The 14,006-nt window shown below is 73.0% G+C and carries 10 protein-coding genes; 8 read left to right on the forward strand and 2 right to left on the reverse strand.

The window, feature by feature from the left end:
- Positions 1–42 precede the first annotated feature (42 nt).
- Both sthA and AB0J97_RS20105 read left to right on the forward strand, forming a co-directional pair.
- The gene (sthA, locus tag AB0J97_RS20100) at positions 43–1,458 is read left to right on the forward strand and encodes a Si-specific NAD(P)(+) transhydrogenase (protein WP_364090684.1); all 1,416 of its coding nucleotides are present in this window, start codon (positions 43–45) and stop codon (positions 1,456–1,458) included.
- 51 nt (positions 1,459–1,509) lie between these two features.
- Positions 1,510–2,448 carry a DMT family transporter gene (locus AB0J97_RS20105; protein WP_364090687.1) on the forward strand — a complete coding sequence of 313 codons (939 nt, stop codon included), beginning with the start codon at positions 1,510–1,512 and terminating at the stop codon, positions 2,446–2,448.
- Here the strand turns inward: AB0J97_RS20105 and AB0J97_RS20110 are convergent.
- Both AB0J97_RS20110 and AB0J97_RS20115 read right to left on the reverse strand, forming a co-directional pair.
- On the reverse strand, positions 2,434–3,126 hold the full coding sequence (locus tag AB0J97_RS20110) for a DoxX family membrane protein (RefSeq protein WP_364090690.1): 693 nt from the start codon (positions 3,124–3,126) through the stop codon (positions 2,434–2,436). The genes AB0J97_RS20105 and AB0J97_RS20110 overlap by 15 nt on opposite strands.
- A gap of 35 nt (positions 3,127–3,161) precedes the next feature.
- Entirely contained in the window at positions 3,162–4,691 is a 1,530-nt protein-coding gene (locus tag AB0J97_RS20115; protein WP_364090693.1) for an MFS transporter, read from the reverse strand.
- Positions 4,692–4,946: 255 nt separating this feature from the next.
- Between AB0J97_RS20115 and AB0J97_RS20120 the strand changes: the two genes are divergently transcribed.
- From AB0J97_RS20120 to AB0J97_RS20145, 6 genes are all read left to right on the forward strand, one after another.
- The gene (locus tag AB0J97_RS20120) at positions 4,947–6,677 is read left to right on the forward strand and encodes a bacterial transcriptional activator domain-containing protein (protein WP_364090699.1); all 1,731 of its coding nucleotides are present in this window, start codon (positions 4,947–4,949) and stop codon (positions 6,675–6,677) included.
- 15 nt (positions 6,678–6,692) lie between these two features.
- Positions 6,693–7,589, forward strand: coding sequence for a haloalkane dehalogenase (locus AB0J97_RS20125; protein WP_364090702.1), 897 nt, complete (start codon positions 6,693–6,695; stop codon positions 7,587–7,589).
- Positions 7,590–7,653: 64 nt separating this feature from the next.
- Positions 7,654–10,002, forward strand: a complete 2,349-nt coding sequence (locus tag AB0J97_RS20130; RefSeq protein WP_364090705.1) for an AAA family ATPase — start codon at positions 7,654–7,656, stop codon at positions 10,000–10,002.
- Between the two features lie 83 nt (positions 10,003–10,085).
- Positions 10,086–11,069 carry an ABC transporter permease gene (locus AB0J97_RS20135; protein WP_364090709.1) on the forward strand — a complete coding sequence of 328 codons (984 nt, stop codon included), beginning with the start codon at positions 10,086–10,088 and terminating at the stop codon, positions 11,067–11,069.
- Positions 11,069–11,968 (forward strand): ABC transporter permease, encoded by a 900-nt coding sequence (locus AB0J97_RS20140; RefSeq protein WP_364091052.1) that lies wholly within the window; start codon positions 11,069–11,071, stop codon positions 11,966–11,968. The genes AB0J97_RS20135 and AB0J97_RS20140 overlap by 1 nt, the downstream gene beginning before the upstream one ends.
- Positions 11,965–13,995, forward strand: coding sequence for an ABC transporter ATP-binding protein (locus AB0J97_RS20145; protein ID WP_357698607.1), 2,031 nt, complete (start codon positions 11,965–11,967; stop codon positions 13,993–13,995). Before AB0J97_RS20140 ends, AB0J97_RS20145 begins: the two co-directional genes overlap by 4 nt.
- Positions 13,996–14,006: the final 11 nt, after the last annotated feature.

The following is a 14,006-nucleotide window of genomic DNA, read 5'->3' on the forward strand; positions in this document are numbered from 1 at the left end:
GGGGCTTCCGCCGGTAACCCATGCGCGCCCACACTGGACCCTGTGGCGGACCATGTGGCGGATTACGACGTGTTGGTGCTCGGTTCCGGTCCCGGCGGGCAGAAGGCGGCCATCGCGGCGGCGAAGCTGGGCAGGCGGGTGGCCGTCGTCGAGAAGCGGAACATGATCGGCGGCGTCTGCATCAACACCGGCACGATCCCCTCCAAGACGCTGCGCGAGGCGGTCCTCTACCTCACGGGCCTGAACCAGCGCGAGCTGTACGGCGCCAGCTACCGCGTCAAGGACGAGATCACGGTCGCCGACCTCGGGATGCGCACCCAGCACGTGATCGGCCGCGAGGTCCAGGTGATCCGCAGCCAGCTCGCCCGCAACCACGTCACGGTCCTGCCCGGCACCGGACGCTTCCTCGACCCGCACACCGTCGGGATCAGCGGCGAGGAGGAGCGCAAGGTCACCGCGGACCGGATCGTGATCGCCACCGGCACCTCCCCCGCCCGCCCGGACAGCGTGCAGTTCGACGAGCGCACGGTCATCGACTCCGACGCGATCCTGCACCTGGACCGGGTGCCCGAGACCATGGTGGTCGTCGGCGCCGGGGTCATCGGCATCGAGTACGCCTCCATGTTCGCCGCCCTCGGCACCAAGGTGACCATGGTCGAACGGCGTGAGCGCATGCTGGAGTTCTGCGACCTGGAGATCGTGGAGGCGCTCAAGTACCACCTGCGCGACCTGGCGGTGACCTTCCGGTTCGGCGAGCACGTCGCCGCCGTCGAACGCCGCCCGCGCGGCGCGCTGACCCTGCTGGAGAGCGGCAAGCGCATCCCCGCCGACTGCGTCATGTACTCGGCGGGCCGCCAGGGCAGGACGGCCGAGCTGAACCTGGAGGCCGCCGGGCTGGCCGCCGACGACCGCGGCAGGATCCGGGTGGACGAGCACTACGCCACGGCCGTGCCGCACATCTACGCGGTCGGGGACGTGATCGGCTTCCCCGCGCTGGCCGCCACCTCGATGGAGCAGGGCCGGGTGGCCGCCCAGCACGCCTGCGGGGAGCCCGTGGAGGAGCTGCGGGAGCTGCCGCCCATCGGCATCTACACCATCCCGGAGATCAGCTTCGTCGGGAAGTCGGAGGACGAGCTGACCCGCGACCGGATCCCGTTCGAGGTGGGCATCTCGCGCTACCGGGAGCTGGCCAGGGGGCAGATCATCGGCGACTCGTACGGGATGCTCAAGCTGCTGGTCTCCTCCGAGGACCGGCGGCTGCTGGGCGTGCACGTGTTCGGCACGGGCGCGACCGAGCTGGTGCACATCGGCCAGACGGTGATGGGCTGCGGCGGGACCGTCGACTACCTGGTCAACGCGGTGTTCAACTATCCGACGCTGGCGGAGTCGTACAAGGTGGCGGCGCTGGACGCGATGAACAAGATGCGGGTGGTGGCCCGGCTCACGGCCGACACGTGACCTTATCCCCGCACATTTCAGAAATGTCGGTCCTGGTCGCTACGCTCCTCGGTGGTTCATCTACGGGAGGCGTACGTGCGCAGCGAGGCCGCGGGGAGGTGGCTGCCCGCGTTCCTGCTGCTGGCCGCCATCTGGGGCAACAGTTTCTTCTTCATCAAGATCGCCGTGGGGGCGCTGCATCCGCTGCAGGTGTCGTTCGGCCGCATGGCGGTCGGCGCGGCCACCCTGCTGATCGCGCTCGCGGTCACCCGGCGAGCGCTCCCCCGCGACCCGCGGCTGTGGGGGCACTTCCAGATCGCCTCCGTCGTGCTCACCACGCTGCCCTTCACCCTGTTCGCCTACGGCGAGCAGTACGTCTCCTCGGTCGTCGCCGCCATCTGGAACGCCACCACGCCCCTGTGCACGCTGGCCTTCACCCTGGTGCTGCGCGCCGAACGGGCGACCGCCGCGCGGGCGGCCGGGCTCGGCCTCGGGTTCGCGGGCGTCATGGTGGTGCTCGGGGTGTGGCAGCCCATGGCGGGCGGGCAGCTCGGCGGCAGCCTGGCCTGCTTCGGCGCGGCGCTCTGCTACGGGATCGGCGGGGCGTACATGGGGCGGTTCATCACCGGGCGGCGTCCCGAGCCGCCGGTGGTGCTGGCCGCCGGGCAGCTCCTGACGGGCGCGGCCCAGCTCGCGGTGATCACGCTGGTGGCGGGCGTGCCGCTGGTGGACACCGCGGCGCCCGCCGAGGTCTGGTGGAGCATGCTGGGCCTCGGCGGGCTCGGCACGGGCGTGGCCTACCTGCTGCTGTACCGGGTGCAGACCATGGCGGGCGTGACGACGACCTCGACGGTGACGTACCTGCTGCCGGTGTTCGCGGTGATCTCGGGCGTGCTGCTGCTCGACGAGACGATCACCTGGAACCAGCCGGTGGGGGCGCTGGTCATCCTGCTGGCCATCGCGCTCACCCAGGGCGCGCTGCGCGTGCCCGCCCGCTCAGCCCTCCGATGAGGGACGGCGGCCGCGGGGCGCGGGCTTCTTGCGGCCGGCCACCAGCGTGTCGCCCGGGACCGGAGCCGGATCGGGCGCGGGCTCCTCGGCCGCCGGCGGCTTGACGGGCCGCGTACGGGGCCGGGGGTGCGGCGCGGTGTCCGCCATGGGCGGGGGGACGTCCTCGGCCCGCGGCGCGGCGTCCTCGGCCGGCTTCGACTGCCGCGCGGGCGCGTCGGAGTCGCGCAGCGAGGCGAGCACCCGGTCGGCCTCGGCGTCGGCGGCGAACTCGTCGGCCGCCTCCGACTCCCGCCTGCGGATCACGACCATGTGGTCGACCGACAGCCGCCCCGCGCCCACGACGGCGAGCAGGATGGAGGCCGTTCCAAGGAGGATCAGCTCGTTCAGGCTGATGGGGTTGAGCGGCGGGGCGACCAGGAAGACGCCGAGCGCCTCGGCGAACAGGATCAGCCCGGTGACGGCGACGCCCAGCCCGGCGATCAGCAGCGCGCCGCCGATCAGCTCGGTGAGCATGGTGACCGTGGCCCATGCGCCGGGTGCCGGGGCGCCCTGCTGGAGGAACTTCGCGCCGGTGGCGGTGAGCCCGTCCTCCAGCTTGGTCCAGCCGTTGGCGAAGAAGATGCCGCCCACCCCGACGCGGGCGACTAAGGCGGCGACATCACGCAGGGCCTGTTTCACGGTACTTGTCTGCCCTGATCGGGCCATGGCACACCTCAATCACGGCTGAGCAGCATGGCCACCGCGACGGCGGTCAGGCTCAGCAGGACGACGCTCACGACCACGGTCGTGTGCAGGGCGTTGACGAAGGCCCAGCGTGCGGCGTCGAGCAGCGCGTCGCCGGTGCTGCCGCCGATCTCGCGGGCGACGTGGGCGGCTCCGGCCAGCGACTGCCGCGCCTGGTCCATGCCGCCCGCGGACACTCCGGGCACGGCGGGCAGCGCGGGCGCGTAGGCGATCGTGGTGATCGTGCCGAGTACGGCGACGCCGAGGCCCGCGCCCAGCTCGTACGCGGTCTCCTCGATGGCCGCGGCCCCGCCGGCGCGGGACTCGGGGACCGAGGACATGATCGTGTCGGAGGCGGCCAGCAGCGCCACCTGCACGCCGAACCCGATGCCCACGAAGCAGACCGCCAGCATCACGGGATGGCCCTCGACGCCCCAGCTGAGCGTGGGCGTCAGGGCCAGCGCGACGAGCCCGAGGCCGCCGCTCATGGTGGCGCGCATGCCGATCCTGGGCAGGAGGTGGGCCGCCGCGAGCCCGCCGGTGATCGCCGACAGCACCAGCGGCAACATCCTGACCGCCGCGCGCAGCGGGCTGTCGCCCAGCACGAGCTGGAGGTACTGGGCCAGCATGAGCTGGAGGCCGACCAGCGCGAACACGCCCAGCAGCACGCCGGCCACGCCGGTGGTGAACTCGCGCCGCCGGAACAGGGCCAGCTCCAGCAGCGGAGCAGGCAGGCGGGACTGGCGGCGTACGAACGCGACCAGCAGCCCCGCCCCTGCGAGGAACACCAGCACCGAGGCCCAGAACGGCAGCAGGCTCCCCGACCCGGCCTCCTTCAGCCCGAAGGCCAGTGCCAGCAGGCCGAGCACCGACAGCACGGCGCTCGGGGAGTCCCAGGGGCGTTCCCTGCGCAGCGGCGACTCCGGCAGCAGCCGGACGGCCAGGGGCAGCAGCACCAGCAGGATCGGCACGTTGATCAGGAAGACCGCGCCCCACCAGACGCCGACCAGCACGCCGCCGATCAGCGGGCCGACCGCCGCCCCGGCCGCCGCGACCGCGCTCCAGACGCCGAGCGCGACAGCCCGCTCGCGCCGGTCGGTGAACACCTGGCGGATCAGCGAGAGCGTGGCCGGCATGATCATGGCGCCGCCGACGCCGAGCAGCGCCCTGGCCAGGATCAGGGTCAGCGGCGTGGGCGCGAACGCCGCCCCCGCCGAGGCCAGGCCGAACAGCACGAAGCCGCCCAGGACCAGCCGTTTGCGCCCGTAGCGGTCGCCGAGCGTGCCGAACACGATGAGCAGCGGCGCGACGACGAGCGAGTAGATGTCGATGATCCACAGGAGCTGGACGGCGGACGGCTCCAGCGCGGCCGTGAGCGCGGGCACCGCGATGTGCAGGACGGTGGCGTCGACCGTGATCAGCAGCAGGCTCAGGCAGAGCAGGACGAGGACGGCCCAGCGGTTGTCCCGAGGCAGGCGATCGGCACGCCGTACGAGGGGTGCGGCCTGTGTGACGGTCATGGGCCTCCTCGCAGGCCGATCCGGTCACCTGGGCCTGCACCTGCAGAATGGTCGAAAGCGGCGGAACTCGCGGGGGGCGATCTCGTGCCCTCTCCTGCCGCGGCTCTCCACTCCGGCTTGCGTGGCAGCTTAGGCCATGCCAGGCGCCTGGCATAGCGGTATCGGCCGATCCACGACGGCCCCCACCTCTCTAGAGAGATACAGCAATATGTCCGTATCTATCCATCGCGCATCCGTCGCCGGATCATGGGAGCCGTGGGGAACGATGGACGTGCCGGGAAAGACGATATTTCCGATAAGTCCCCACGCGAGTGGTGCACCGAGGCTCTGACCAGGCTGAACGCCGGCCGTCCCGAGTCGGCGTTGGAGGCCGCGCGCCGGGCGGCCGACCTCGACCCCGGCGACGAATGGGCCCACCGCCTCGTCAGCCTGGCCCACGAGCGCCTGGGCCGCGACGCCGACGCCCTTCCCCCGGCCGAGCGCGCGGCGGACCTCGCACCCGGCTCCTGGCCCGCGCGCGTGCGCCTGGCCTCCATCGCCCGCCGGATCCCCGGCCGCTGGTCCGAGGCGGTCTCCGACGCCGTCCTGGCCGCGCGGTTCGCGCCCGAGGAGGCCGATCCCGAGGTCCTGCTCGGTGACCTGGCGCTGCTGCGCGACGACCATCCGGAGGCCGAGCGGGCCTACCGCGCCGCGCTGGCCAGGGCACCGGCCCATCCGCAGGCCCGCGTGAACCTGGCCCTGTGCCTGCTGCGCTGGGACCGGCCGCGCCCGCACCACGACCCGGCCTGGCCGGTCGACCCGCGCCAGACGGGACGGGCCAGGCGGGCGCTGGAGGTCTGGGCCCGCCAGGTCAGGCTGCTGCTCGCCCTGGCCGTGATCGCCGTCGCGGCGGCCGCGCTCGCCCTCGACGCGGCGGCGTGGGCCCGGGCGGGCGGGTTCGCCGCGCTGGCCGCGCTGGTGCCGCTGACGGTCCGGCAGGCGCGGCGGGTGGGGGTGTGGGCGTACGTGCCTGCCATGGCCGGGCGTGATCCATGGCTGGGCGCGGCCGTGGTGTCGGCGGGGCTGTCGGTGCCGGCGTTCGCGGCCTGGCTGCTGCTGGGCGCGGTGCCGGCGGCGCCGTCCTGGCTGGATCCGGTCTGGGCGGGGCTGGCCGGGATCGTGGTGCTGATGTGGCCGGCGCTGGCGGTCGTGCGGGTGCTGGCGGAGGCGTGGCGGGGGCGGCCGCTGCCCGCGCTGGCCGAGCTGGGGTCCGTCCCGGGCGAGCGCACGGCGGCCAGGAACGCCGGCGTGACGTTGTGGATCGTCCTCGTCAGGACCTGGTCGGTGCTGGTGCCGCTGGTGGGCGGGGCGCTGGTGGTCGAGCCCAGGGCCGCGGTGGCCGCGGTGGCGGTGCCGTTCCCGATGGTGCGGGCCTGGCTGCGCGCCCGCGGCAGGGGCGACGGGTGGCTCCTGGCCGCGGGCTGCCTGGTGGCGCTCGCCGCCCTCGGCTGCGCCGTGGGGGGCGCGCTGGGGTCGGCCTGGGGCTGGCGGACGGGACTGGGCGCGCTGGGCGCGGCGATGGCGGTGTACGCGGTGCGCGCCCTGCGCTCGTGGTGGCGCGGCGCGCCGGGGCCCTGGCGGGCCTCCCTCGTCATGTGCGATCTGCCCATGGGCGGCGCGCCCTCGGTGGCGCTGCCCTCGGAGGTACGCCAGGCGTTCTCCTACGCCAGGAGCCTCGTCCTGGCCTACGGCGACCCCATGGGCCCCCGGGTCGTCGGCGCGGCCGGGTCCGTCACCTCCTCCGGCGAGCTGCGGCTGATCGCCGGGCCCGAGGCGTGGGAGGGCGTCGAGGCCGACCCGCGCGTCGCGGTGTTCGCGGCCGACCCGCTGCAACGGCGGTTCTGGGTCGAGGTACGGGGCATCGCCCGGCCCGGCCCCGACGTCCTGCGCGTCACCCCCAAGCAGGTGCTCGTCGGCGAGTTCCCCGGCCGGCACCAGCGACGGTGACTAGAGTTTTGTTCTATGCGGACTCTGCGAACCCCCGAAGAGCGCTTCGCCGGCCTGCCCGACTTCCCCTACGAGCCCCGCCACGCCGACCTGCCGGACGGCCCGCGCATGGCCTACGTCGAGGCGGGCCCCGCGGACGGCGAGCCGGTCGTCCTGCTGCACGGCGAGCCGAGCTGGTCCTTCCTCTACCGCCACGTCATGCGCGAGCTGGCCGCGGCCGGGCTGCGCGCGATCGCCCCCGACCTGATCGGCTTCGGCCGCTCGGACAAACCGGTGGACCCGGCCGAGCACACCTACGCCAGGCACGTGGAGTGGACCCGCGCGCTGCTGTTCGACGCGCTCGGCCTGGACGGCGTCACCGTCGTCGGCCAGGACTGGGGCGGGCTGATCGGGCTGCGCATCGCCGCCGAGCACCCGGAACGCGTGGCCAGGATCGTGGCCGCCAACACGGGGTTGCCCTCGGGTGACATTCCCATGCCCGACGTCTGGCACCGCTTCAAGGACACCGTCGCCGCGGCCCCCACGCTGGACATCGCCCGCCTGGTCCAGGCCGGCTGCCGGACGCGGCTCAGTGACGAGGTGCGGGCGGCCTACGACGCGCCGTTCCCGGACGAGTCGTACAAAGCGGGCCCGCGTGTCATGCCCGGTCTCGTGCCGGTCACGCCCGACGACCCCGCCGCGCCCGCCAACCGCACTGCCTGGCAGATCCTCACGACGCTCGACCGCCCGTTCCTGGTGGCCTTCTCCGACGGCGACCCCATCACCGCCGGCATGGCGCCCATCATGCTCAAGGCCGTCGCGGGCACGGCCGGGCTGTCCCATCCGGTGATCGCCGGCGCCGGACACTTCCTCCAGGAGGACGCCGGCCCCGAATTCGGACGTTTGATCGCCCGTTTCGTGACCTCCACCTAGCGTGTCAGGCCCGCCCAATCGTCGGTCGGGTGCGGTATAACCGGGGGCGGACCGGGGAGGCGTGATGCGTGAGTCCGACAGGGCCCAGGCCGCGGGGCGGGACGCGGCGCGGGATCTGTTCGAGCAGGTGAGGCTGCGATATTTCCAGATTCCCCCGGCCGTGCGCCGGGTGCTCTACGCCGTGCTGCTCATCGCCGCCATGGGCGTGGGCGCGGCGCTCGGCTGGGATCTGCTGACGACGTTCCCCCTCGTCCTGCTGGCGCTCGCCTTCGTGGCGCTGACCATGCGCTTCCCGCGGGCCGCCGCGACGGCGCTGGTCGTGGCCGGCTGGGTCGTGCTGGTGCTGCCGCTGTTCTCCTGGCGTTTCCCGCCCGGATCCGTGGCGCTGCACGCGATGGTCGCGCTGGCCCTGCCCGTGGCCGCCGCCTCCCACCTCATCCGCTGGGTCACGCCGTGGGTGAGCACGCTGGCGGCGCTCGTGCCCGCCGGGGTGCTGGCCTTCGGGCTCTCCTTCCTGTCGGCCGCCGCCGCGCTCTGGGGCGCCTGCGCGGCGGCCGTCGTCATGCTGGTCTACCGGTTCCTCCAGGCGCGCCGGGCCAAGGCCGAGCTGTCCGCCGAGGAGCAGCAGGTGCGCGTGCGCGCCCGTGAGAGCCGTCCCGAGCAGCAGGCCGACAAGGCGGGGGCGCCGCCGCAGATCTCCGTCGAGGACGCGCTGGCCGAGCTGGAGGGCATGATCGGGCTGGCGCCGGTCAAGGAGCAGGTCCGCTCGATCGCCGCCTCCATCGAGGCCACCCGGCTGCGGGCCGAGGCCGGCTACACCGCCGAACGCCCGACCAGGCATTTCGTCTTCGTCGGCCCGCCGGGCACCGGCAAGACCAGCGTGGCCCGCGCGCTGGCCAAGATCTTCTACGCGTTCGGCCTGCTGGAGACCCCCTACGTGGTCGAGGCGCAGCGGGCCGACCTGGTGGGCGAGTTCCTGGGCGCGACCGCGATCAAGACCAACGAGCTGGTCGACCGGGCGCTCGGCGGCGTGCTGTTCATCGACGAGGCCTACGGCCTGGTCAACTCCTCCGACGGCCAGCCCGACAGGTTCGGCGCCGAGGCCGTGCAGACCCTGCTCAAGCGGGCCGAGGACGACCGCGAGCGCCTGATCATCATCCTGGCCGGCTACGAGCAGGAGATGGCCGGGTTCCTGTCCAGCAACCCCGGCCTGGCCAGCCGGTTCGCCACCCGCGTGCGCTTCCCCAGCTACTCGGCCCCCGAGCTGGCCGAGATCACCGAGGTGCTCCAGCGGCGCAGGGGCGACACGATGGGCCCCGACACCGGGCGCGCCCTGCTCGGCCTCTTCGAAGACGTCCAGCGGCGCGGCCTGGTCGACGAGCTGGGCAACGCCCGGTTCGTGCGCAGCCTGGTCGAGGCCGCCGCGCAGGCCAGGGACGTCCGGGTGGTGGGCGCCGGCGGCACCCCGACCACACAGGACCTGGTGACCACCACCACGCCCGACGTGACGAAGGCGTTCGAGGAGCTGACCGCCCGCTTCCGCGGCTACGTGGCCACGCCCACGCTGGAGGAGGCGCTGGCCGACCTCGACACGATGGCCGGTCTGGAGCCGGTCAAGCGGCAGGTGCACGCCATCGCCGCCCAGCTCCAGGTGGCCCGCATGCGGCAGGAGCGCGGGCTGCCCACGCCGCCGCAGATGCGCCACTTCGTGTTCGCCGGGCCGCCCGGCACGGGCAAGACCACCGTCGCACGGGTGCTCGGCCGCGTCTTCGCCGCGCTCGGCCTGCTGGCCAGGCCCGACGTCGTCGAGGCCCATCGCGCCGACCTGGTCGGCCAGCACCTCGGCGCCACCGCGATCAAGACCAACGAGCTGGTCGACCGGGCGCTCGGCGGCGTGCTGTTCATCGACGAGGCCTACAGCCTGGTCAACCCCGGCTACGCGGGCGGCGACGCCTTCGGCTCGGAGGCCGTCCAGACCTTGCTCAAACGGGCCGAGGACGACCGCGACCGGCTGGTCATCGTGCTGGCCGGCTACCCGCGCGAGATGGACTCCTTCCTGGCCACCAACCCCGGCCTGGCCAGCCGGTTCAACCAGCGCGTGGCCTTCCCCAGCTACTCCCCGCGCGAGCTGTCGCAGATCGCGGTGCTGCTGGCGGCCAAGGCCGGCGACAACTTCGACGAGCAGGCCCTGCGCGACCTCGACGAGGTGTTCGCCTGGGTGTGCGAGGAGCGGCTGATCGACGGCCTGGGCAACGGCCGCTTCGCCCGGTCGCTGTTCGAGCGGGCCGCGATGCGCCGCGACGTGCGCCTGGCCGCCCAGGCGTCGGGCGGCGGGTCGGCCAGCTCCGCCGACCTCACGACGATCACCAGCGACGACGTGCGCACCGCCGTGGACGAACTTTCCGGACGTTAACCCCTCTTTGGCATTTCCGCGCGCCACGATGCTGCCGCCTGTAGCAGTATGACTACCTATCGTGTGCGTCCGGGAGGGGGACGATGGCGGGGTTCCTGGCCCGCAGGCTGCTCAACTACGTGGTGCTGGTCGGCGTGGCCGCGAGCCTGGCGTACCTGCTGGCCGCCGGGGCGCTCGACCCGCGTTCCAACTACGCCGACCGCACCCCCAAGCCGCCGCCCGCCGTCGTCGACGCCCAGCTCACCGCGCTCAACCTCAACGACAAGACCCCGCTGCTGCAGCGCTACGCCACGTGGGCGTCGGGGGTGCTGCACGGCGACTTCGGCAAGACGGTCACCGGCTCGCCCGTCAACGAGGACCTCAGGCGGCGGATGGGGGTCACGTTCCGGCTGGTGATCCTGGGGCTGCTCTTCGGGAGCCTGCTGGGGGTGCTGGTGGGCGCGTACGCGGCGGTCAGGCAGTACGGCTGGTTCGACCGGCTCTCGACGGGCCTGTCGTTCGTCGTGCTCGCGGTGCCGGTCGTGGTGCTGGCCAACATGCTGATCCTGGCCGGCGCCTGGGCCAACGACAACGTCTTCGGCCGCCAGGTGCTGCTGGTCAGCGGCGAGTACAGCGCCGGCCTGGAGACCGGCTTCTGGGGGTACGCGCTCGACCGGCTGCAACACCTGATCCTGCCGACGATCTCGCTGTCCGTGGGCCTGGTCGCGATCTTCAGCCGCTACCAGCGCAACATGATGCTCGACGTGCTCGGCGCCGACTTCGTCCGTACGGCCAGGGCCAAGGGGCTGAGCAGGCGCAAGGCGCTGACCCGGCACGCGCTGCGCACCGCGCTGATCCCGGTGGCCACCTACTTCGCCTTCACGTTCGGCAGCCTGCTGACCGGGGCCACCTTCACCGAGAAGATCTTCGGCTGGCACGGGCTGGGCGAGCAGCTGATCAACTCGATCTTCACCAACGACGTCAACACCGTGGCGGCGATCTCCTTCCTGGCCGCCGTGGCCGTGCTGTGCGCCGCGCTCGCCTCCGACCTGCTGCACGCCGCGCTCGATCCGAGGGTGCGGGCGTGATGACGCTCTCGGAGGAGGAGCTGGCGGAGGAGCTGACCGGCGACCTGGGCCGGGCGCCGTCGCGGCTGCGGGTGGTGGCCGGCCGCTTCTTCCGCTCGCCGCAGGGGCTGGTCGGGTTCGCGGTGCTGGCGCTGATGTTCCTGCTGGCGTTCGTCGGGCCGCTGTTCAGCCGGTGGTCCTACACCGACAAGGACTTCACGGCGTTCCTGCAGCCGCCCTCGGCCCAGCACTGGTTCGGAACGCTCCAGACGGGCGCCGACGTCTACGCGGTGACCCTGCGCGGCATGCAGAAGTCGCTGATCGTGGGCCTGCTGGCGGCGCTGGTCTCCACCGCGGTCGCGGCCGTGGTGGGCGCCTTCTCCGGCTACTTCCTGGGCTGGACCGACCGGGCGCTGAGCTGGATCACCGACCTGCTGCTCGTGCTGCCCGCCTTCCTCATCCTGGCGATCATGTCGCCGCTGTTCGGGGCCGGGCAGTGGGTGCTGTTCGTGATCATGCTGGCGCTGTTCCTGTGGATGGTGACCTCGAAGATCGTCCGGGGGATGACGATCTCGCTGAAGGAGCGCGAGTACATCCAGGCCGCCCGCTTCATGGGCGTGCCGCCGGTGCGGATCATCTTCCGGCACGTCATCCCCAACCTGTCCTCGCTGCTCATCGTCGACGCCACGCTCAATGTCAGCGCGGCCATTCTGACCGAGACCTCGCTGTCGTACTTCGGGTTCGGCATCCAGCCGCCCGACGTCTCCTTCGGCACGCTGATCGCCGACGGCTCGCGCACGGCGGTCTACGCGCCGTGGACGTTCTGGTTCGTGGCCGGGCTGCTGGTGGTGACCGTGCTGGCGGTCAACCTCATCGGCGACGCGCTGCGCGACGCCTTCGACCCGGCGGCGCGGCGATGAGGCCCGCGGCGAACCCGGTCCTGGAGGTCAGCGACCTCCACGTGTCCTTCGGTGACGTACGCGCGGTGCGCGGGGTCAGTTACTCGGTGAGCCCGGGTGAGGTGCTGGGCATCGTGGGCGAGTCCGGGTCGGGCAAGTCGGTCACCTCGGCCGCCGTCATGGGCCTGCTGCCGCCGAGCGCCCGGGTGACCGGGTCGGTGCGCCTGCACGGCAAGGAGCTGGTCGGCGCCCCCGAGCGGGAGCTGACCCGCTTCCGCGGCAAGACCGTGTCGATGGTGTTCCAGGACCCCCTGTCGGCGCTCACGCCGGTCTACCGGGTGGGCGACCAGATCGCCGAGGCCGTCCGCGTCCATCAGCGGGTGAGCAAGGAGAACGCCGCGGTCAAGGCCGTCGAGCTGCTGGAGCTGGTCGGCATCCCGTCGCCGAGCGAGCGGGCGCTGGCCTTCCCGCACGAGTTCTCCGGCGGCATGCGGCAGCGCGTGATGATCGCGATGGCCATCGCCAACGACCCCGACGTGATCATCTGCGACGAGCCCACCACCGCGCTCGACGTGACCATCCAGGCGCAGGTGCTGGAGGTGCTGAAGAAGGCCCAGCGGGAGACCGGCGCGGCGATCATCATGATCACGCACGATCTCGGCGTGGTGGCCGGGTTCGCCGACCGGGTCCTGGTCATGTACGCCGGCCGCCCGGTCGAGGTGGGCGACGTCGACGACATCTACTACCGGATGCGCATGCCGTACACGGCGGGGCTGCTGGCCTCGATCCCGCGGGTCGACCGCGGCGGGCGGCAGCCGCTGGTCCCGATCGCCGGGAACCCGCCCTCCCCCGCCGCGCTGCCGCCCGGCTGCCCGTTCGCGCCGCGCTGCCCGCTGAAGATCGACGCGTGCGACGAGGCCGAGCCTCCGCTGTTCGACGTGGGGGTGGGCCACCGGGCGGCGTGCATCCGCTGGGAGGTCGTCCGCCCCGAGGCCCCCGGCCGTCACGCGGCCCTGGAGCCCGTCGCGCCCGCGGTCCGCGGCGAGCAGACGGTGCTGGAGGTCGACGGACTGGTCAAGGACTTCCCGCTGCTCAAGGGGGCACTGTTCAAACGCCGGGTCGGCACGGTGCACGCCGTGGCCGGCGTCAGCTTCGACATCCGCCGGGGCGAGACCCTGGGACTGGTCGGCGAGTCGGGCAGCGGCAAGACCACCACGCTCACCCAGATCCTGGAGCTCGTCCCGCCGCAGGAGGGGCGCGTGGTCGTGCTCGGCCGCGACACCGCCCGCCTCGACGGCGCCGAGCGCACCGCGGTCCGGCGGGACATGCAGGTGGTCTTCCAGGACCCGATGGCCTCCCTCGACCCGCGCATGACGGTCTACGACATCCTGGCCGAGCCGCTGCGCACCCACGGGCAGCGGCGGCCGGCCCGGCGGGTGGGCGAGCTGCTCGCGCTGGTCGGCCTCGACCCGGCGCACGCCGCCCGCTACCCGCAGGACTTCTCCGGCGGGCAGCGGCAGCGCATCGGCATCGCCAGGGCGCTGGCGCTGGAGCCCAGGCTGCTGGTGCTGGACGAGCCGGTCTCGGCGCTCGACGTGTCGATCCAGGCAGGGGTCATCAACCTGCTGGGCTCGCTGCGTGACAGGCTCGGGCTGTCGTACCTGTTCGTGGCGCACGACCTGGCCGTGGTGCGGTACATCGCCGACCGGGTGGCGGTCATGTACCTGGGCAGGATCGCCGAGATCGGGCAGGTCGACGCGGTCTACGGGGCTCCGGCGCATCCGTACACGCAGGCCCTGCTGTCGGCGATCCCGCTGCCCGACCCGGCCCGTGAGCGCGTACGCGAGCGCATCCTGCTCGAAGGCGACCTGCCCAGCCCGGCCCACCCTCCGACGGGCTGCCGCTTCCGCACCCGGTGCCCGAAGTTCCGCTCGGTGCTCACCGACGACGAGCGCGCGCTGTGCGTGGGCGTCGAGCCGGAGGTGCTGCCGGTGGCCGACGACCAGGGGGCGGCCTGCCATTACGCCGAGAGGCTCGACGTCGTCTAGATCAGGAGGAA

Origin of the sequence: Nonomuraea sp. NPDC049607 (genome assembly GCF_040675375.1) — a bacterium.
Lineage (GTDB): Bacteria > Actinomycetota > Actinomycetes > Streptosporangiales > Streptosporangiaceae > Nonomuraea.